Origin of the sequence: Nocardioides sp. (assembly GCF_036493135.1) — a bacterium.
In the GTDB taxonomy this organism is placed as follows: Bacteria; Actinomycetota; Actinomycetes; order Propionibacteriales; family Nocardioidaceae; genus Nocardioides.
Window position 1 is genome coordinate 1 of sequence record NZ_DASXQG010000013.1, and the last position, 19,207, is coordinate 19,207.

The window sequence follows — 19,207 nt, forward strand, 5'->3', positions numbered from 1 at the left end:
GGACGTCCTCGACGGGGATGCCCGCGACCTCGTTGACGATCTCGGCGAGGTCGGCGCGGATCTCTTCGGTGGTGGCCATGTGCGTGGTTTCCTCTTCTCTGTTGTCACCATCGGTGGTGGCGGTTGTGGTCCGCGCCGTGCCTGGCGCGGGGCAAGGGTCTACGGCACGGTGATGACCTGGGCGGCGTACGCCAGGCCGGCACCGAACGCGATCAGCAGCGCGAGATCGCCGCTCTTGGCCTGGCCCTCCTCGATCATCCGATCGAGAGCCAGGGGGATCGAGGCCGCCGAGGTGTTGCCCTGGTCGGCGATGTCGCGGGCAACGGCGACCCCCTCGGGGAGCTTCATGGCGCGAGCCATGGCGTCGATGATGCGCATGTTCGCCTGGTGCGGCACGAAGACGTCGAGGTCGTCGGGCGAGATGCCGGCCTTGTCGAGCGCCTGCTGCGCGACCTTGGCCATCGTGAACGACGCCCAGCGGAAGACGGGGTTGCCCTGCATGGTCAGGTAGGGGAGCACCGGCCGCTCCATCGCGATGATGTCGCGCCAGTCCTCCTTCTGTCGGATCAGGTCGAACTGCTCGCCGTCGGAGCCCCACACCACCGGGCCGATGCCCGGGGTGTCGCTCGGTCCGATGATCGCGGCGCCGGCGCCGTCGGCGAAGATGAACGCGGTACCCCGGTCGGTCATGTCGGTGAGGTCTGAGAGCCGCTCCACGCCGATCACCAGCGCGTAGCGTGCGCCGCCACCGCGGATCATCTGGTCGGCGAGGGCGAGGCCGTGGCAGAAGCCGGCGCACGCGGCCGAGATGTCGAACGCCGCGGCCTGGTCGGTGCCGAGCTCGTAGGCGATCGCGGTCGCGATCGCGGGCGTCTGGAGCAGGTGGGTGACCGTGGCGACGATGACGCAGTCGATCTGGCCGGGGTCGATGCCGGCGTGGTCGAGCGCCTTCCTGGCGGCGCCCACGGACATCACCTGCACGGTCTCCTCCGGTGTGGCGAACCGTCGCTGCCTGATCCCGGAGCGCTGCTGGATCCACTCGTCGCTGGAGTCGATCGCCTCGATGACGTCGGCGTTCGGGACGACGCGTGACGGGCGGTAGCTGCCGAGGCCGAGGACCGCGGCGTACGTCGAGCCGCTGTCGGTCGTGAGCGTGGCCATCAGGCTGCTCCCACCGGGTGGAGCCGGACGAGGGGCTGGCCCGGCGAGACCAGGTCGCCGTCCTCGACCAGCCACTCCACGACCTGGCCGCCGTGCGGCGCCCGCACCTCGGTCCTGTCACGCGAGCTGGCGACGTCGCCGAGCGCGGCACCCGGCTCGAGCACGGTGGCCTCGCCGGCCTGCTCGGAGCGGTGGAAGGTGCCCTTGGAGGGCGAGACGACCATCAGCCAGGTGGGCGTGGTGTCGATCACCGACGCCTCACCGTGCTTGGCGCAGAACGCCCGGGCGTCGTCGAGCTGGTCGGGGGTCTTCAGGGCGAACGTCTCGACGCCGGGCAGGGCGCGCTTGGCGATGCCGGTGAGCGTGCCCGCAGGCGGCATCTCGAGCAGGCCGGTGACGCCGAGGTCGGTCATGGTCTCCATGCAGAGGTCCCAGCGGACGGGTTGCGCGATCTGGCCGACGATGCGCTTCATGATCTGGCGACCGTCCTGGATGACCTGACCGTCGCGGTTGGAGATCCACGGCGTACGCGGGTCATGGGTCGAGACCGAACGGGCCAGCGTCGCGAGGTGTCCGACGGCGGGGGCCATGTGCTCGGTGTGGAACGCGCCGGCCACGCTGAGGGGCACCAGGCGGGCCTTGGCGGGAGGTTTCTCCGCGAAGGCCTTCAGCTGCTCCATCGTGCCGGCAGCGACGATCTGGCCCGGACCGTTGTTGTTGGCCGGCACGAGGCCCTGGGCCTCGATGGCGGCCAGCACCTCGTCGGGGTCGCCGCCGAGGACGGCGGTCATGCCGGTCGCGGTCGCGGCGGCAGCCTCGGCCATCGCCTTGCCGCGCTCGCGCACGAGGACCATCGCCTGCTCGGCGGTGATGGCCCGGGCACCGGCGGCCGCGGCGAGCTCGCCGACGCTGTGCCCGGCGACGGCCCCGATCTGGCGGAACACGTCGGCCGGGTGCGGAAACACCTCGAGTGCCGCGATCAGCCCGGTGGCGACCAGCAGTGGCTGGGCGATCTGGGTGTCGCGGATCGTCTCGGCGTCCGCCTCGGTCCCGTAGTGCGCCAGATCGATGCCTGCGACGGTCGACAACCACTGGAACCGGGAGGCGAACGTCGGATCCTCGAGCCAAGGGGAGAGGAAGCCGGGGGTCTGGGCTCCCTGGCCGGGAGCGACGATGACGAGCACGGCTCCACCCTTCCGGGTCGGGGGTGTCCCGTGCGCGTCGGGCGCGCACGAAACTGACCACACGAACTTTGTAGGTTTCCTACAACGTTTCGTCCAGCGTACGAGGGTGCGCCTGGCGGCCGAGCACAAGGGCGAGCTGCAGCGTCAGCCCCTCCCGCGGATCTGTCGCGGAGAGGCCGGTCAGCTCGGCGGACTGGCGGAGCCGGTAGCGCACGGTGTTGGGGTGGACGAACAACGCACGGGCGGCCGCCTCGAGCGACTGGCCGTTCTGGAAGTACGCCGTCAGCGTGTCGATGAGCGTGTCCTTGGCGCCGCTCAGCGGCACGAACACCGCCTCCACGAGGTGGCGCCGGGCGTGCCCGTCACCGGCGAGCACCCGCTCCGGGAGCAGGTCGTCGCTGGCGACCGGCCGAGGCGCATCGGGCCAGCCGACCGCGGCCCGCAGCCCGGACAACGCGGCCCTCGCGGAGGCGTGGGCCGAGGCGAGGTCGTCGGCGCGTGGCCCCACGACCACCGGCCCGTCGCCGAAGAACCGGACGACGGTGTGGGCGGCCTTGTCGGCGTCGGTGACGCCACCGAGGATGACCACGAGCCGGTCGCCCTGGACGGCGCACAGCGCGTCCAGGCCGGCGCCGCGAGCAACCCGGCGTACCTGGTCGAAGAGGTCCTCGATGCGGGGAGAGGGCACCGGCCCGAGGACGACCGTGACGCCTTCGCGTTGGGCCCAGCCGAGCGCGCTGGCCCGCGAGGTGACGGCCTCGTCGGCCTCGGCGCGGATCACGGAGTCCACGACGAGCGCCTCGAGGCGGGCGTCCCATGCGCCGCGCGCCTCGGCGGCCCGGGCGTAGACCTCGGCGGTGGCGAAGGCGACCTCGCGGGCGAACCGGAGCACGGCGGCATGGACGGCCGGCGCGTCGGCCACGTCGACGACCTCGTCGACGTGGGCCTCGACGACCTCGATGCCCAACCGCACCAGGTCGACGGTCTGACCCAGGGTGATGACCCCGGTCATGCTGCGTGGTGCGGCTCCGAAGACCGCGGTCGCGGTGTCGCCCGGGAACGCGTTGTCGTCGCCCAGCCGGAACCAGTCGACGAACCCCTGGATGCCGGCGTGGAGGATCTGGCCGACCCAGGACCGGCTCTCGGCCGACAGCTCGGCGAACCACGGCACGTCGGTGAGCATCCGCGACATCGCGGCGGAGCTGAGGGCGCCGGTCGAACGGCGCAGCGCCGCGGCGGCACGTTCGCGCGAGCTCCCGTCGCCCGGGCTCGTGGGTACGACGCGCACGCTCACGTGCCGACCCTAGAGGTAGGCCTCCGACGGAGTCACGACGGACCGACGTCGGAGAAACCCGCCATGAACGCCGGGTTTCCTGAGCCCGACCAGCGGGTACGTCTGGTTGAATCTCGCAGGACCCGCGCCCGAACACCTGTCCTCGACCAGGAGGCCGACCCGCCGATGCGCCAGCACCGCGTGCAGCACGTGACCATCCACGGGCATCGGCGTGCGTACGTGAAGGCGGGGAAGGGGCCGACCCTGCTGCTGCTGCACGGCCTCGGCTGCACGCACCGCACCTGGCTACCGGTGCTTGACTCCCTGGCCCGTCGCTACACGGTGATCGCGCCCGACCTGCTCGGGCACGGGCAGTCCGACAAGCCGCGGGCCGACTACAGCATCGGCGCCTTCGCCAACGGGATGCGCGACCTGCTGACGGTGCTCGGGATCGACAAGGTCACGGTGGTCGGCCACAGCTTCGGTGGGGGCGTGGCCATGCAGTTCGCCTATCAGTTCCCGGAGCGCACCGAGCGGATGGTGCTGGTCGGTTCTGGGGGCCTGGGCCCCGAGGTGTCCGCCGCGATCCGCGCCATCACGACCACGGGCTTCTACCAGGTGATGGGTGCGCTCACCATGCCCGGCGTACGCCATCTCGGCACCGCCGGTCTCAAGGGTCTGTCCCGCACTGGGATCAAGGAGTTCCGCGACTTCGACGAAGTCGCCGAGATCTACCAGTCCTTGCGCGACCCGGCCGCGAGGGCCGCGACCAGGCACGTCGTACGCGCGGTCGTCGACTGGCAGGGCCAGATCGTGAGCATGGCCGACCGCGCCTACCTGACGGAGGCGATGCCGATGTGCGTGGTGTGGGGCGACCAGGACCGCGTGATCCCGGTCAGCCATGCGGCACGCGCGGCCGAGCTCGCGCCGAAGGCCCGGGTGGAGGTGATGCCGAATGCGGGGCACTTCCCGCACAAGGACCACCCCGAGCGGTTCGTGAGGATCCTCAACGACTTCGTCCGGAGCACGAGCCCCGCGACGTACTCCCGCGCCCGGTGGCGCCGCCTGCTCCAGCAGGGGGCGGCGTCGGCCGTGCCGCTCCGGGCGGTCGAGGCTCCGACCGCCTGATCGGGGAATCATCGCGTAGCGATCGACCTTCTCCTCACATGGAACTCGCCGATGCGCTCGAAGCCGCCCGCGCCACGCACCAGTCGGTGCTGACCACGCTGCGTCGGGACGGGAAGCCACAGCTCTCGAACGTGCTGCATACGGCGGACGCCGACGGCGTGATCCGGGTGAGCACGACCACCGACCGGGCGAAGTACCACAACCTCCGGCGCGAGCCCTGGGCGGCGCTCAAGGTCGACGGCGACAGCTTCTGGTCGTACGCCGTGATCGAGGCCGACGTGACGTTCTCCGAGGTGGCGACGGCCCCGGACGATGCCGCGGCCGACGAGCTGGTCGAGTACTACCGGTCGATCAGCGGCGAGCACCCGGACTGGGACGACTACCGGCGCTCGATGGTGGCCGACCACCGCGTCGTCGCCCGGCTGACCCCGACCCGGGCGTACGGCGCTCTCCGGTAGGCAGCGCGCCCCTAGTCGCGGGCCTTCACCGGCAGGCTGACGCGGATCACCGTGCCCTTGCCCTCAGGCCCGGGGGAGTCGATGTCGATCAGGCCGGCGTGGCGCTCGACCACGATCCGTCGGGCGATGTCGAGGCCGAGCCCGGTCCCCTTGCCGACGTCCTTGGTCGTGAAGAACGGCTCGAACGCGCGGGCGATGACCTCCGGTGGCATGCCCGATCCGGTGTCGGCGATCTCCACCACGACCCGGTCGCCCTCGACCCTGGTGCGCACCGTGAGGGTGCCCGCGCCGTCCATCGCGTCGACGGCGTTGTCGATCACGTTGGTCCAGACCTGGTTCAGCTCGCCGGCGTAGGCGTCGATCGGCGGGAGGTCGGCGTACTCACGGACCACCGTGACGCCGCCCTTGAGCTTGTGGCCGAGCATCGTCAGCGTGCTCTCGAGCCCGTCGCGGACGTCGGTGCGTTGCCGGGACGCCCGGTCGAGCTGGGAGTAGGAGCGCACGGCTGCGACGAGGTCGGAGATCCGGTGGACGGCGTCCTTCAGGTCGCCGAGCAGGGTCTTGGAGGCGATCGTGGCCGACACCCACTCCAGCCCGAGGGTCAGCGACCGGTCACCGAGCGCCTCGCGGGCGCGCTCGCACCAGTCGTCGTCGATGCCGCCGGCGGCCAGCTGCGTCGCGAGCCCCCACGGGTCGGCCACTCGATGTCGCTCCAGCCAGCCGGCGAGGTCGCTCTCGCGGTCGGCGAGTGCCAGGGAGTCCATGGGACCGGGCTCGGTCGTCTCGCGACGGAGCCCGTCGAGGGCGGTGAACTGGGCTGCCGTGATGTCGTCGCGGGCCAGCCGGGTCAGCGCCTCGAGCAGGGCGGTGCAGCACTGCCCGAGCTCGTCGACGGTGCGGCTCGCCGCGGCCGCCGGGTTGTTGATCTCGTGGGCCAGGCCGGCCGCCAGCGTGCCGAGCGTGACCAGCGCATCGCGCTGCCGCACGGTGGACTCGATCGAGCGGGCCGTGTGGTGGAGGCCGCCGATCAGGTGCCCGGCGAGCGGGAACCAGTGGTTGACCAGCTCGCGTAGCCGAGGCGCATCGAGCCGGAGCACCCGACCGGGCGTCGCGCCGCGACCGGTGGCCAGGTAGATCCCGTTGTCGTCCCAGGCCCGGAAGCCGCCGGCCCATCGGCCCGGGACGTCCATCCGGGCGACCACGACGTCCTCACGGCCGACCTTGCGGACCAGGTCGAGCGACCCCTCGAGCAGCATCCACCACTCGTCGGCGTGCTCGCCCTCGGTGAACAGCACGTCGCCCGGCTCGAACGGCACCTCGTCACCACCGGTGGCGAGCTCCGCCAGCTGGTCATCGGTCAGCCCGGTGAACAGCTCGATGTCGCGCAGCTCGTCGATGTCCATCGGTGGCCCTTCTCAGACCGTCGCCAGATAGCGGTGGACCAGGTAGATCGACATGGCACCCTCGCCGACCGCCGACGCGACCCGCTTCATCGACTCCTGCCGGACGTCGCCTGCAGCGAAGACGCCCGGCATGCTGGTCTCGAGGGCGTACGGCGCGCGGGCGAGGTTCCAGGGCGTGTCCGAGGTCGCCACCTCGGGACCGGTGAGCACGAAGCCGTGCGAGTCGCGGGCGACCTCACCGAGCCAGTCGGTGCGCGGCGACGCGCCGATGAAGACGAACAGCCACGAGGCTTCGACCTCCTCGCGCTGCCCCGATCCGCGCTCGACGAGCGTCAGCCGCTCGAGGTGGTCCTCCCCGTCGGCACCGCCCACCTCGGTGGCGCACCGGACGGTGATGTTGGCGGCGGAGGTGATCCGGTCCACGAGGTACGTCGACATGGTGGCCAGCAGGTCGGACCCGCGGACGACGAGCGTGACCTGCTTGGCGTGCCGGGCGAAGTTCAGCGCGGCCTGGCCGGCGGAGTTCGCGCCACCGACGATGTAGACCATCTCGCCGGCCGTCTGGGCCGCCTCGGCCGCGGTCGCCCCGTAGTAGACGCCCTTGCCGGTCAGCCCCTCGACGCCCTCGGCCTCGAGCCGCCGGTAGGAGACGCCGGTCGAGACGACCACCGAGCGCGCCTCCACCTCGGCCCCGCCCGCGAGCAGCACCGCCCGGACCGTGCCGCGTTTCTCGAGCCCGATGACCTCGCGTGCGAGCACCAGCTCGGCGCCGAACCGCGAGACCTGGGCGAGTGCGCGCTGGGCGAGGTCGGAGCCGCTCAGTCCCTTGGGGAAGCCGAGGTAGTTCTCGATCGCCGAGCTCTGGCCGGCCTGCCCGCCCGGGGCCTCGCGCTCGACGATGATCGTGCTCAGCCCCTCGGAAGCGGCATACACCCCTGCCGCGAGCCCGGCCGGGCCGCCGCCGACGATGCAGACGTCGTACAGCGGCTGCTGGGCCTCGACGTGGAGGCCGAGGGCGCCGGCGGCCTCGAGCAGCGTCGGCGACCGCAGCGGCTCGCGGTCGGGCACCAGCACCAGGGGCAGGTCCGTGCGCACGCCACCGGCCAGCTCGAACAGACGCCCGCCCTCCTCGTCGCGCTCCACGTCGTACCAGCGGTAGGGGACGTGGTTGCGGGCGAGGAACGTCTTCAGCTCGTGGGTGCGGTCGGACCAGCGGTCGCCGACCACCTGGATGTCGTTGGTGACCTCCGGGTGGCCCCGTCGCCAGTCGTCGAGCAGGTCGTCGATGACGGGGAACAGCCGGTCCTCCGGCGGGTCCCACGGCTTGAGCAGGTAGTAGTCGAGGCCGATGTCGTTGATCGCGGCGATCGCGACGTCGGTGTCGGCGTACGCCGTGAGCAGCAGGCGCTTGGCCTCGGGCGCGACGTTCTGCGACTCGCCCAGCAGCTCGATCCCGGTCTTCTCCGGCATCCGCTGGTCGCTCACGATCAGCGCGACCGGGTCGGTGCGCAACGCCAGGGCCGAGAGCAGCTCGAGCGCCTGGACGGCCGACGTCGCCGACAGCACGCGGTACGCCGAGCCGTACTGGCGCTTGAGATCGCGTGTCAGCGCGGCCGACACCTGCGGATCGTCGTCCACGGTGAGGATCGTCGGCCGGCTCATGTGTGGTCCCCCTGACTACGCGTCGGCTCCAGAGAGACTAGGCGTCGCCGCCCTCCTGCTTGACGCCGGACACCGCGGTCGGGTCGTCGATGCGGTAGTGATCGAGCGCCTTCTGCACCGTGTCGCGACCGACCTTCCCCTCCTCGGCCAGCCCGGCCAGGGCCTGGCAGACCACCGACTCCGCGTCGATCTTGAAGAAGCGTCGTGCCGCCGGACGCGTGTCGGCGAAGCCGAAGCCGTCGGCGCCGAGAGTGTGGAATCGCTGCGGCACCCAGCGCGAGATCGTCTGCGGCACGGCTCGCATGTAGTCACTGACGGCGACCACGGGGCCCGGCGCACCGTGCAGCTTCGAGCTGACGTACGGCGTTCGCGGCTCCTCCAGAGGGTGCATGAGGTTCCACTCCTCGGCCGCGAGAGCGTCGCGTGAGAGCTCGTTCCACGACGTGACCGACCAGAGGTCGGCCGCCACTCCCCAGTCGTCGTTCAGCAGTTGCTGGGCCCGCTGGATCCACGGCAGGCCGACTCCGCTGGCCAGCAGCTGAACCCGCGGCGCCTCGCCGGCCAGCCCCTCGAGCGGTCCGGCGAGGTGGTAGAGACCACGCAGCAGGCCGTCGACGTCGAGCCCCTGCGGCTCGACCGGCTGCGACATCGGCTCGTTGTAGACGGTGAGGTAGTAGATGACGTTCTCGCCGTGCGGGTGGTCGTCGGTGGGGCCGTACATCCGGTGCAGGCCGTCCTGCACGATGTGCGCGATCTCGTAGGCGAACGCCGGGTCGTAGTGCACGACGGCGGGGTTGGTCAGGGCGAGGAGAGGCGAGTGCCCGTCCGCGTGCTGCAGACCCTCGCCGGTCAGCGTCGTACGACCGGCCGTGGCGCCGATCAGGAAGCCACGGGCCAGTTGGTCGGCCATCGCCCAGATCGAGTCCCCGGTGCGCTGGAAGCCGAACATCGAGTAGAAGAAGTAGAACGGGATCATCGGCTGGCCGTGCGTGGCGTACGCCGAGCCCGCGGCCGTCGCGGACGCGACACAGCCCGCCTCCGAGATGCCCTCGTGGAGCATCTGGCCCTGCGGGGACTCCTTCCACGCCAGCAGGAGCTTGCGATCGACCGACTCGTAGAGCTGCCCGGCCGGGTTGTAGATCTTGGCCGAGCTGAACATCGAGTCCATCCCGAACGTGCGGTACTCGTCGGGTGCGATCGGCACGATCCGCCGGCCGATCTCGTCGTCCTTCATCAGGTCCTTGAGCAGCCGGACCAGCGCCATGGTGGTGGCGATCTTCTGCTTGCCGGAGCCCTGCTTCAGCTCGTCGTACATCGTGTCGCCGGGCAGCGTGATCTTCACCGGGTCGACGCGGCGCATGGGGTTGCCACCGCCGAGGGACCGCCGGCGGTCACGGAGGTACTCCAGCTCCGGGGAGCCCTCGCCTGGGTGGTAGAACGGCGCCGAGCCGTCGAACTCGTAGTGCTCGTCGATCTTCTGGTCGGAGATCGGCAGCTCGAGCCGGTCGCGGAACGCCTTCAGGGTCGCGGCGTTCAGCTTCTTCATCTGGTGGGTGGCGTTGCGGCCCTCGAGGGCGTCGATCGTCCAGCCCTTGATGGTGTGGGCCAGGATCACCGTCGGCTGGCCGACGTGCTTCGAGGCGGCCTCGAACGCGGCGTACACCTTGCGGTAGTCGTGGCCGCCGCGCGGCAGCAGCTCGATGTCGCGGTCGGTCAGGTTCTCGACCATCTTCCGCAGGCGCGCGTCGCCGCCGAAGAAGTGCTCGCGGATGTAGGCCCCGGTCTCGACCGAGTAGGTCTGGAACTGTCCGTCCGGGGTCTTGTTCATCTGGTTGACCAAGACTCCGTCGACGTCCTGGGCGAGCAGCGCGTCCCACTCGCGGCCCCAGACGACCTTGATCACGTTCCACCCAGCGCCACGGAAGTAGGACTCCAGCTCCTGGATGATCTTGCCGTCGCCACGGACCGGGCCGTCGAGCTGCTGGAGGTTGCAGTTGATGACGAAGGTGATGTTGTCGAGCTCCTCGCGGGCGGCCAGACCGATCGCGCCGAGGGACTCCGGCTCGCCCATCTCGCCGTCGCCGAGGAACGCCCAGACGTGCTGGTCGCTGGTGTCCTTGATGCCGCGGTTGTGCAGGTAGCGGTTGAAGCGCGCCTGGTAGAGCGAGTTCAGCGCGGCCAGCCCCATCGAGACCGTGGGGAACTCCCAGAACTCCGGCATCAGCCGCGGGTGGGGGTACGACGACAGCCCGGCGCCCGGACCGTGCTGCACCTCCTGGCGGAACCGGCCCAGCTGCTCGGCGGTGAGGCGCTGCATCAGGTAGGCGCGCGCGTAGATGCCCGGTGACGCGTGCCCCTGGATGAACAGCTGGTCGCCGCCGCCGGGGTGGCCCTTGCCGCGGAAGAAGTGGTTGTAGCCGACCTCGTACAGGCTTGCGGCCGAGGCGTACGTCGCGATGTGGCCGCCGACCTCGAGGCCCTTCCGGTTCGCCGACGACACCATCACCGCGGCGTTCCAGCGGATCAGCCGACGGATCTGGCGCTCCATCTCCTCGTCGCCGGGGAACCACGGCTCTCGCTCGGGCGTGATCGTGTTGATGAAGTCGGTGCTGCGCAGCGCCGGGACCCCGACCTGCTTCTCGCGGGCCCGTTCGAGCAGCCGCAGCATGACGTAGCGGGCACGCTCACGACCGTGGACGTCGGTCAGGTCGTCGAACGAGTCGAGCCACTCCTGCGTCTCCTCGGGGTCGATGTCCGGGAGCTGCGTCGGGAGGCCCTCGTGGATCACGGCACGCGTCTGGCCGGCCTCGCTGCCGGTCGATGCGCTGGCCGCGGGGGTGGCGGCGGAAGTCTCACTCACCTCTTCATCGTGTCACGCGGGTCACGCGCGTGAAACCGAGCCATCGGCTACCGGCGGGTAGGCCGGGCGACGCCCACCCGTCGGGACGGCTTGCGCACTCGCACGGAGTCGGGTGGACTACTGCCCACCACGCCGCCGGTCAGGCGGACCGGCGGCGGAGAAGAGGCATGGAGGAGACCGTTGAGCCCGACCGCTGGTGGCGGTACCACCCCTACCGACGCACTTGCTGGTCCGGCCGCGCGGCTCGGGTTCAGCAAGGGCATGGTCGTCCAAGAGCTCGGCTGGGACTCCGACACCGATGACGACCTGCGCGTCGCGATCGAGGACGCGCTCGACTCCGACATGGTCGACGCCGACTACGGGAACGTCGTGGACGCCGTCGTGCTCTGGTGGCGCGACGAGGACGGCGACCTGGTCGACGGGCTCGTCGACTCGTTGACCGACCTCGTCGGCGGCGGGGCGATCTGGCTGATGACGCCCAAGGTCGGCCGGCCCAACGCCGTCGACCCGGCGGACATCACCGAGGCGGCCCCGATCGCCGGGCTCGCCCTGACCACGACAGCCGCGGTGAGCAAGGAGTGGGCCGCCACGCGGCTCGTCACCCCGAAGTCTCGCGGGTGACGCCCACCTCTCTCGGGGCTCGTCCGGTCGTCAACCGGGTCGTGTCACGGACCCTCGGTCTGGCCGGCACGGTCGGTACGCCGGTGCGGGTCCTCGGCGGTTCCGGGATCCTGCGACCGCTCTCCCCGACCGTCCTCGCCCGCATCGGCAAGGCCGTCAAGGAGTGGGGGACCGGTCCGGCGGGCGGATTCATCGCGATGGCGTTGCGTGACCCCGACCGGGTCGGCCTGGTCGACGAGCTCGGTTCACTGACCTTCCACGAGATGCACCGCCGCTCCAACGCCCTGGCCCGGGCGCTCGCCGAGTACGGCGTGCGCGAGGGCGACAGCGTCGCGGTGATGTGCCGCAACCACCGGGGGTTCGTCGACGCGATCATCGCGACCGCGAAGTGCGGGGCCGACATCCTCCTGCTCAACACGGCGTTCGCCGGCCCTCAGCTGGTCGACGTCCTCGATCGTGAGCGGCCGCGGGTCGTCATCCACGACGAGGAGTTCACCGGTCTGCTCGAGAAGGCCGACGTCGAGACGCGGCTCCTCGGGTGGGTCGACAGCAAGGACGCCGCACCGGACTCGATCGAGTCGCTGATCCCGGCGTACGACGACGCCGATCTGAGCGCGCCCGGCCGTCACGCGCGCATCGTGATCCTCACCTCCGGCACGACGGGCGCCCCCAAGGGTGCACCGCGCAGCGAGGCCGGGATCGGTGCCGCGGTCTCCCTGATGTCGCGGATGCCGCTGCGCTACGGCTGGCGCACCCACATCGCCGCGCCGCTGTTCCACACGTGGGGATTCGCCCATCTGGCCCTGTCGATGCTGCTCGGCTCGACCGTCGTGCTCCGGCGCAGGTTCGACCCCGAGCAGTGTCTGAAGACGGTGGCCGACGAGCGGTGCGACTCACTGGTCGTGATCCCGGTGATGCTGCAGCGGATCCTGACGCTGCCCCAGGAGACCCTCGACCGCTACCCGCTGCCGACGCTCGAGGTCACCGCCGCCTCCGGCTCCGCGCTGCCCGGCGACCTGGCGCGGGAGTGGATGGACAACTTCGGCGACAACCTCTACAACATCTACGGCTCGACCGAGGTCGCCTACGCCTCGATCGCCACCCCTCGCGACCTGCGAGAGGCGCCGACCTCCGCCGGCAAGCCGCCCTGGGCGACCGTGGTGAAGATCCTCGACGAGGACGGGCACGAGCGACCGACGGGTGAGACCGGCCGGATCTTCGTCGGCAACGGCATGCTCTTCGAGGGCTACACCGGTAGCACCGAGTCCAAGGAGGTCGTCGACGGGCTGATGTCCTCCGGTGACGTCGGACGGTTCGACGAGAACGGCCGCCTGTACGTCGAGGGCCGCGACGACGAGATGATCGTCTCCGGCGGGGAGAACGTGTTCCCGCAGGAGGTCGAGGATTGTCTGTCGCGGCACGAGGCGGTCGTCGAGGTGGCGGCGATCGGCGTCGACGACGACCAGTTCGGCAAGCGGCTCCGGGCCTTCGTGGTGGTGGGTGAGTCGAGACCGAACGAGGACGACCTCAAGGATTGGGTGAAGCAGAACCTCGCTCGCTACAAGGTTCCGCGCGAAATCGTGTTCCTGGATGAGCTGCCTCGCAACGCGACTGGCAAGATTCTCAAGCGTGAGCTCGCTGAACTCGACTGACGGGCCGGCGCCCGAGGTGCGCGAGGGCTCTCCCGCGCCCGACTTCACCCTGCGTGACCAGTTCGGACAGGACGTGACGCTCTCGTCGTTCGTGGGCCAGAAGGCCGTGGCGCTGATCTTCTTCCCCTGGGCGTTCTCCAACGTCTGCACGAGCGAGATGAACGGGATCCGCGACCGGCTCGACGAGTTCCTCACCTTCGACACCGAGGTGCTCGCGATCTCGACCGATCCGACGTACTCGCTGCGGGTCTTCGCCGACACCGACGGGCTCAACTTCCCGCTGCTCAGCGACTTCTGGCCGCACGGCAAGGTGGCCGCGGCGTACGGCGTCTTCGATGACGACCTGGGGGTCGCCCGGCGCTCGTCGTTCGTGCTCGACAAGGACGGCATCGTGCGCTGGGTGGTGCACAACCAGCTGCCCGACGGCCGCGACCTGGGGGACCACCTGGCCCACCTTCATCAACTGGCCTAGACCAGCCGGATGATTTTCAATCAAATGGCCGTTTGAATGTTGGAACTGCCCGATCTCGTCGGTACTGTTCTGCTCGTCGAGCCGCTGGTGACCCGAGACGCCAGCGGCTCGACTCATTTCTGCCCACGGTCGCCGACTGCTCCGTAGCGCTAGGTTCGCCGCGTGAGGTCGCCCCGGATCGTCGTGGTCATGGGCGTCTCAGGCTCGGGCAAGACGACCGTCGGCATCGCTCTCGCCGACTCCCTCGGTTGGGAGTTCGTGGACGGCGACGACCTGCATCCGCCCGCCAACGTGTCGAAGATGGCCGCCGGTGTCCCGTTGACCGACGACGATCGCTGGCCCTGGCTGGAGACGATCGGACGGTGGATCGACGTACGGCGGAGTGCGGGCGCCGGCGCGGTCGTCGCCTGCTCGGCCCTGCGCCGCTCCTACCGCGACCTCCTGCGTCGGGGACGGCCCGAGGTGCAGTTCTGCCACCTTGCCGTGGACGCCGACCACCTGCGCGAACGGCTCGCGCACCGCCGCGGTCACTACATGCCGGCGTCCCTTCTCGCCAGCCAGCTGTCGAGCCTGGAGCCGCTCGACGAGGACGAGCCGGGCGTCACCCTCGACGGCCGCGAAGGGCTCGCGGAAGTCGTCGCCGAGGCTCGCGCGGCCCTGGGCCTCGGCGGCGGCGACGGTTCGGCCGAGGCGGCGTTGCTCCCGTAGTCTGTGCCGCGCTCGGCGGTCCATGTGCACGAGTTGAGGGCGCATAGCTCAGCTGGTAGAGCGCCTCCCTTACAAGGAGGATGTCAGGGGTTCGAGTCCCTTTGCGCCCACACCCAGGAGCCAACCGTTGGTCGGCCAGCGCCGGGAGCTGTCAACCGGTCCGAGCATCGGTGAGCACCCCACACCTTGGCGCCCCGAGATGCCGGCGGTCAGACCCCGGCGGCGGTGACGATCGCGTCGGTGAGGAAGCCGGCGAGCAGGCCGATCAGCACGCCCACATAGATCAGGTCCCGGCGGGAGCTGCGGCCGGCGATCGCGAGCAGCTGGATCACGACGTACAGGATCGACCCGGCGGCCAGGGTCAGGAAGATCACCGAGACCGGCTCACTGGTGAACGAGTGACCCACGGCGGTGCCGACGAACGTCGGGCCACCACCGATCGTGGCCAGCAGCAGGAGGAGGCCCCAGCTCGGACGTGCGGCCGAGTCGGCCTCCGCCTCGGCGGCCAGCGGCGCGACGATGCCGAAACCCTCGGTGGCGTTGTGCAGCGCGAAGCCGATCACCAGGAGGGTCGCGAGCGCGATCTCGCTGCTCGCCGCTGCCTGTCCGATCGCGAGGCCCTCGGCGAAGTTGTGCAGCCCGATCCCGACGGCGATCAGCAGGGCCAGCTGCTTGCCCGGTGACCATGCCGCGATGCCGCGCGGGCGCAGTTCCTGGCCGGCCATCGCGCCGGGCCCCATCGACTGGCGGGTCCGGCGTACCCGACGGCCCATCCAGGCCTCGTACTGCTGGAGTCCGAGCAGGCCGACGGTGAGTCCGCCGGCGAACAGGAGCCCGTACCCGAACGTCGGGCCGAGGCCGGCGCCGGTCTCGTGGTGGGCGGCCAGGCCTTCGTCGATCGGCTCCCAGGCCGCCGACAGCACGTCCCAGACCAGGAAGATCAGCACGCCGATCGCCAGCGCGTTGAGAGACACCCGCAGGGCTTCGCTCGGCCGTCGCATGCGGCCAAGCGGCATCCCGATCAGAATCGTCACCCCGGCGATGAAGCCGAGGAGGAGGGTCTTGCCGAGGCCCATGCGGGTCCTTCCGGGGAGCGGGCGCAAACTTAGGCAAAGCTAACCTAGGGGTTTTCGGCTCGGCAATGGGGCCAACCATGGACCGACGTACCGGGGATAGATTCCTTCGCATGATCGTCCCGTTCAGTGTCAACGACTTCCTGGACCGCGCGACGGCGGTCTTCGCCGACCGCATCGGCATCGCAGACGAGCCGGACCAGCCGGCGGACTCGCTCGGCGACCTGAGCTACGACCGCGTCCAGGCACTGGCGGCCGCGATGGCGGCCAGGCACGACCAACTCGGACTCGACGTGGGCGACCGGGTCGCGTTCGTGTCGCACAACAGCGCCCGGTTGTTCACGGCGTTCTGGGGCGTCTGCGGCTATGGCCGCGTGCTGGTGCCAGTGAACTTCCGGCTCTCCTTCGACGAGGTGCAGTACATCGTCCAGCACTCCGGCTCTCGGGTCGTGTACGTCGACCCGGAGCTGAAGGACGCGCTCTCCGGACTCGAGGCGGAGCACGTGTTCGTGCTCGGTGACGACGACGACCTCTTCCTGGAGGGGGTGGAGCCGCGGGCCTGGGAGCCCGACGAGAACGCGACCGCGACGATCAACTACACCTCCGGCACCACCGCCCGACCGAAAGGCGTGCAGATCACGCATCGCAACATCTGGACCAACGCCGTGACGTTCGCGCTGCACGCCGGCGTCACCGACCGCGACGTCTACCTGCACACGCTGCCGATGTTCCACGCCAACGGCTGGGGGATGCCGTTCGCGATGACGGGCTGCGGTGTACCCCAGGTCGCGCTGCGGAAGGTCGACGGCATTGAGATCCTGCGCCGTGTCGAGAAGTACGGCGTCACCGTCATGTGCGCGGCCCCGGCGGTCGTCGCTGCGGTGCTCGCCGCGGCACCCGACTGGGACGGTGAGATCCCCGGCCGCGACCGGACCCGGATCATCGTCGCCGGTGCGCCGCCGCCGACGAAGACCGTGGCGCGGGTCGAGGCCGAGCTGGGCTGGGAGTTCGTGCAGATCTACGGGCTCACCGAGACCTCGCCGCTGCTGACGGTGAACCGGTCGCGGTCGGAGTGGGACGACCTCGACCCGGAGGAACGCGCGCGCAAGCTGGTGCGGGCCGGGACCCCCGCCATCGGCGTGAGCCTGGAGGTCGACGACGAGGGTGAGGTGCTCGCCCGTTCCAACGTCTGCCTCGAGGGGTACTGGCGGCAGCCGGAGGAGTCCGCCCGAGCGCTCGCGGACGGCTGGTTCCACACCGGCGACGGCGGCTTCATCGACGGCGACGGCTACCTCGTGATCGCGGACCGCAAGAAGGACGTGATCATCACCGGCGGCGAGAACGTCTCGTCGATCGAGGTCGAGGACGCGATCTTCAGCCATCCGGACGTCGCGGAGGTCGCCGTGATCGGCGTTCCCGACGAGAAGTGGGGCGAGACGATCAAGGCGCTCGTGGTGAAGGCCGAGGGGTCGGCGCTCACCGAGCAGGAGCTGATCGACTTCGTGAAGGGCAAGGTCGCCCGTTACAAGGCGCCCACGTCGGTGGAGTTCCGCGACGTCCTTGCCCGGACGGCCACCGGGAAGCTGCAGAAGTTCAAGCTGCGTGCGCCGTACTGGGAGGGCCGCGAGCGCCAGGTCAACTAGTGTCGCTACGTGCCGACGCTGGGTGAGGTGGTGGACCTGGTCCACGGGTGGTACCCGCCCGAGACCGCCGACGACTGGGACGCCGTGGGACTGACCGCCGGTGACCCCGACGCCGACGTACGTCGCATCGTGCTGGCGGTCGACCCGGCGCTGCCGACGGCCCGTGAGGCGGCCGACTGGGGGGCCGATCTGCTGCTCACCCATCACCCGCTCTTCCTGCGCGGCGTACACGGAGTCGCCGAGTCGACCGCCAAGGGCCGGACCCTGGCCACGCTGACGCGGGCGCACTGCGGTCTCCTCACCGCCCACACCAACGCCGACCACGCCGACCCCGGCGTCTCCGACGCGCTGGCCCGCGCGCTCGGGCTGCGCGACGCCCGGCCGGTCGACCCGAGCGGCCGACCGCTCGACAAGCTCGTCGTGTTCGCGCCGCCCGGTGACGCCGACCCGATCCGCGAGGCGATCGCCGAGGCGGGCGCGGGCCGGATCGGCGACTACGACAGCTGCTCGTGGATGGTCACCGGCGAGGGCCGCTTCCGTCCGCTCGAGGGGGCGCAGCCGGCGATCGGCCGGGTCGGCGAGCTCGAGCAGCTGGCCGAGGTGCGCATCGAGGCCGTGCTGCCGCGGGCACGTCGCGCGGCCGTCGTACGCGCGATGCTCGCGGCCCACCCCTACGAGGAGGTCGCCTTCGACGTGATCGAGCTGGCCGACGCCGGCACCGCGAGCACGGGCGCGGGCCGCGTCGGGGAGGTCGACGAGACGACGCTCGGGGAGTTCGCCGACCACGTCGCCCGGATCCTGCCTCCGACCGCCCGCGGCGTGCTGGTCGGCGGTGACCCCGACCGCGTCGTACGCCGAGTGGCCGTCTGCGGAGGAGCCGGCGACTTCCTGCTCACCGAGGCACTGGCCAGCGGGGCCGACGTGTACCTGACCAGTGACCTGCGCCATCACGTCGCGGGGGAGTTCCTCGAGACGGGCGGGCCCTCGCTGCTCGACGTGAGCCACTGGGCTGCCGAGTGGACGTGGCTGCCGGAGCTGGCCAGGCGGCTGGGCGAGGAGTGGGGCGATACGGTGGAGGTCCGGGTGAGCACGATCTGCACCGACGTGTGGCAGGCCCGCAGGTGAGACACCCCCGACCGTCCCCCCTCACAGCACAGGAGCCCGCGTGAAGGCCGACCCGTCCGCCCAGGTGAGACTGCTGGACCTGCAGGACCTGGACGCTCGCGCCGACCAGCTCCGCCACCGGCGCCGGTCCCTCCCCGAGCACGCACGCCTCACCGAGCTCGCGGCGAGCAGGAGCCGGATCGACGGCCAGGCCCAGGACGCGCGGATCGCCGTCGACGACCTCACCGTCGAGCAGACCAAGGTCGACGCGGACGTCGAGCAGGTCAAGTCGCGCCGCGAGCGCGACCAGCAGCGGATCGACCAGGGTCTGGTGAGCAACCCCAAGGACATCCAGCGGATGCAGCAGGAGATGGTCTCGCTCGAGCGGCGGATCACCTCCCTGGAGGACGACGAGATCGAGGTGATGGAGCGGCTCGAGGAGGCTCAGGTCGCCCTCGACAAGCTGTCCGGCGAGCTCACCGACACCGACGCCCAGATCACCGAGGCCACGTCCGCCCGCGACGCCCAGCTGGCCGAGATCGACGGCTCACTCGGCGAGCTCGACGCACAGCGCGGTCCGATCGCGGCGGAGCTCCCGGCCGACCTGATCGCCCTGTACGACCGGCTCCGCGAGAGCAAGGGCGGCGTGGGCGCGGCCCTGCTGCGCGCCGGCAGCTGCAGCGGCTGCATGCTCGACCTCGACAACGCCGAGCTGGCCACGATCCGGGCGGCCGCGGACGACGACGTGATCCGGTGCGAGGAGTGCAGCCGGATCCTGGTCCGCACCTCCGAGAGCGGTCTATGA

The 19,207-nt window shown here is 70.8% G+C and carries 16 protein-coding genes, 1 tRNA gene and 1 pseudogene; 10 read left to right on the forward strand and 8 right to left on the reverse strand.

Going from position 1 to position 19,207, the window contains the following annotated elements:
• The 4 genes and pseudogenes from VGJ24_RS02090 to VGJ24_RS02105 all read right to left on the reverse strand — a co-directional run.
• Positions 1–79, reverse strand: a pseudogene (locus VGJ24_RS02090) (acyl carrier protein); the annotation flags it as partial.
• 80 nt (positions 80–159) lie between these two features.
• Positions 160–1,161, reverse strand: a complete 1,002-nt coding sequence (locus VGJ24_RS02095; RefSeq protein WP_331498817.1) for a beta-ketoacyl-ACP synthase III — start codon at positions 1,159–1,161, stop codon at positions 160–162.
• Positions 1,161–2,345, reverse strand: coding sequence for an acyltransferase domain-containing protein (locus tag VGJ24_RS02100; protein WP_331498818.1), 1,185 nt, complete (start codon positions 2,343–2,345; stop codon positions 1,161–1,163). Before VGJ24_RS02100 ends, VGJ24_RS02095 begins: the two co-directional genes overlap by 1 nt.
• A 79-nt stretch (positions 2,346–2,424) precedes the next feature.
• Entirely contained in the window at positions 2,425–3,639 is a 1,215-nt protein-coding gene (locus VGJ24_RS02105) for a helix-turn-helix domain-containing protein (RefSeq protein WP_331498820.1), read from the reverse strand.
• 63 nt (positions 3,640–3,702) lie between these two features.
• Between VGJ24_RS02105 and VGJ24_RS02110 the strand changes: the two genes are divergently transcribed.
• Both VGJ24_RS02110 and VGJ24_RS02115 read left to right on the forward strand, forming a co-directional pair.
• Entirely contained in the window at positions 3,703–4,746 is a 1,044-nt protein-coding gene (locus VGJ24_RS02110; protein ID WP_331498821.1) for an alpha/beta fold hydrolase, read from the forward strand.
• A gap of 38 nt (positions 4,747–4,784) precedes the next feature.
• Positions 4,785–5,204, forward strand: coding sequence for a PPOX class F420-dependent oxidoreductase (locus VGJ24_RS02115; protein WP_331498823.1), 420 nt, complete (start codon positions 4,785–4,787; stop codon positions 5,202–5,204).
• An 11-nt stretch (positions 5,205–5,215) separates the two neighbouring features.
• Here the strand turns inward: VGJ24_RS02115 and VGJ24_RS02120 are convergent, their stop codons facing one another.
• From VGJ24_RS02120 to aceE, 3 genes are read right to left on the reverse strand one after another with little or no spacing between them, the layout of a single operon-like run.
• The gene (locus tag VGJ24_RS02120; protein ID WP_331498824.1) at positions 5,216–6,607 is read right to left on the reverse strand and encodes a sensor histidine kinase; all 1,392 of its coding nucleotides are present in this window, start codon (positions 6,605–6,607) and stop codon (positions 5,216–5,218) included.
• A gap of 12 nt (positions 6,608–6,619) precedes the next feature.
• Positions 6,620–8,269, reverse strand: coding sequence for an FAD-dependent oxidoreductase (locus VGJ24_RS02125; RefSeq protein ID WP_331498825.1), 1,650 nt, complete (start codon positions 8,267–8,269; stop codon positions 6,620–6,622).
• A gap of 37 nt (positions 8,270–8,306) precedes the next feature.
• A complete protein-coding gene (gene aceE / locus VGJ24_RS02130; protein WP_414691032.1) occupies positions 8,307–11,129 on the reverse strand; it encodes a pyruvate dehydrogenase (acetyl-transferring), homodimeric type in 2,823 nt (940 codons plus the stop codon).
• Between the two features lie 180 nt (positions 11,130–11,309).
• On the opposite strand from aceE, the gene VGJ24_RS02135 reads away from it, so the two are divergent.
• From VGJ24_RS02135 to VGJ24_RS02155, 5 genes are all read left to right on the forward strand, one after another.
• Positions 11,310–11,750 (forward strand): DUF3052 domain-containing protein, encoded by a 441-nt coding sequence (locus VGJ24_RS02135; RefSeq protein ID WP_331498827.1) that lies wholly within the window; start codon positions 11,310–11,312, stop codon positions 11,748–11,750.
• A complete protein-coding gene (locus VGJ24_RS02140) occupies positions 11,747–13,402 on the forward strand; it encodes an AMP-binding protein (RefSeq protein WP_331498828.1) in 1,656 nt (551 codons plus the stop codon). Before VGJ24_RS02135 ends, VGJ24_RS02140 begins: the two co-directional genes overlap by 4 nt.
• Positions 13,380–13,874, forward strand: coding sequence for a peroxiredoxin (locus VGJ24_RS02145; protein ID WP_331498829.1), 495 nt, complete (start codon positions 13,380–13,382; stop codon positions 13,872–13,874). The genes VGJ24_RS02140 and VGJ24_RS02145 overlap by 23 nt, the downstream gene beginning before the upstream one ends.
• Positions 13,875–14,036: 162 nt before the next feature.
• Entirely contained in the window at positions 14,037–14,582 is a 546-nt protein-coding gene (locus VGJ24_RS02150) for a gluconokinase (RefSeq protein ID WP_331498830.1), read from the forward strand.
• 37 nt (positions 14,583–14,619) lie between these two features.
• A tRNA-Val gene (locus tag VGJ24_RS02155) sits at positions 14,620–14,692 on the forward strand.
• A gap of 99 nt (positions 14,693–14,791) precedes the next feature.
• Here VGJ24_RS02155 and VGJ24_RS02160 read toward each other — a convergent pair.
• Positions 14,792–15,658, reverse strand: coding sequence for a ZIP family metal transporter (locus tag VGJ24_RS02160; RefSeq protein ID WP_331498831.1), 867 nt, complete (start codon positions 15,656–15,658; stop codon positions 14,792–14,794).
• Positions 15,659–15,768: 110 nt separating this feature from the next.
• Between VGJ24_RS02160 and VGJ24_RS02165 the strand changes: the two genes are divergently transcribed.
• From VGJ24_RS02165 to VGJ24_RS02175, 3 genes are read left to right on the forward strand one after another with little or no spacing between them, the layout of a single operon-like run.
• Positions 15,769–17,298: an AMP-binding protein gene (locus VGJ24_RS02165; protein ID WP_331498832.1), complete on the forward strand. Its 1,530-nt coding sequence runs from the start codon at positions 15,769–15,771 to the stop codon at positions 17,296–17,298.
• A 9-nt stretch (positions 17,299–17,307) separates the two neighbouring features.
• Entirely contained in the window at positions 17,308–18,423 is a 1,116-nt protein-coding gene (locus VGJ24_RS02170; protein ID WP_331498833.1) for a Nif3-like dinuclear metal center hexameric protein, read from the forward strand.
• 40 nt (positions 18,424–18,463) lie between these two features.
• Positions 18,464–19,207: a zinc ribbon domain-containing protein gene (locus tag VGJ24_RS02175; protein WP_331498834.1), complete on the forward strand. Its 744-nt coding sequence runs from the start codon at positions 18,464–18,466 to the stop codon at positions 19,205–19,207.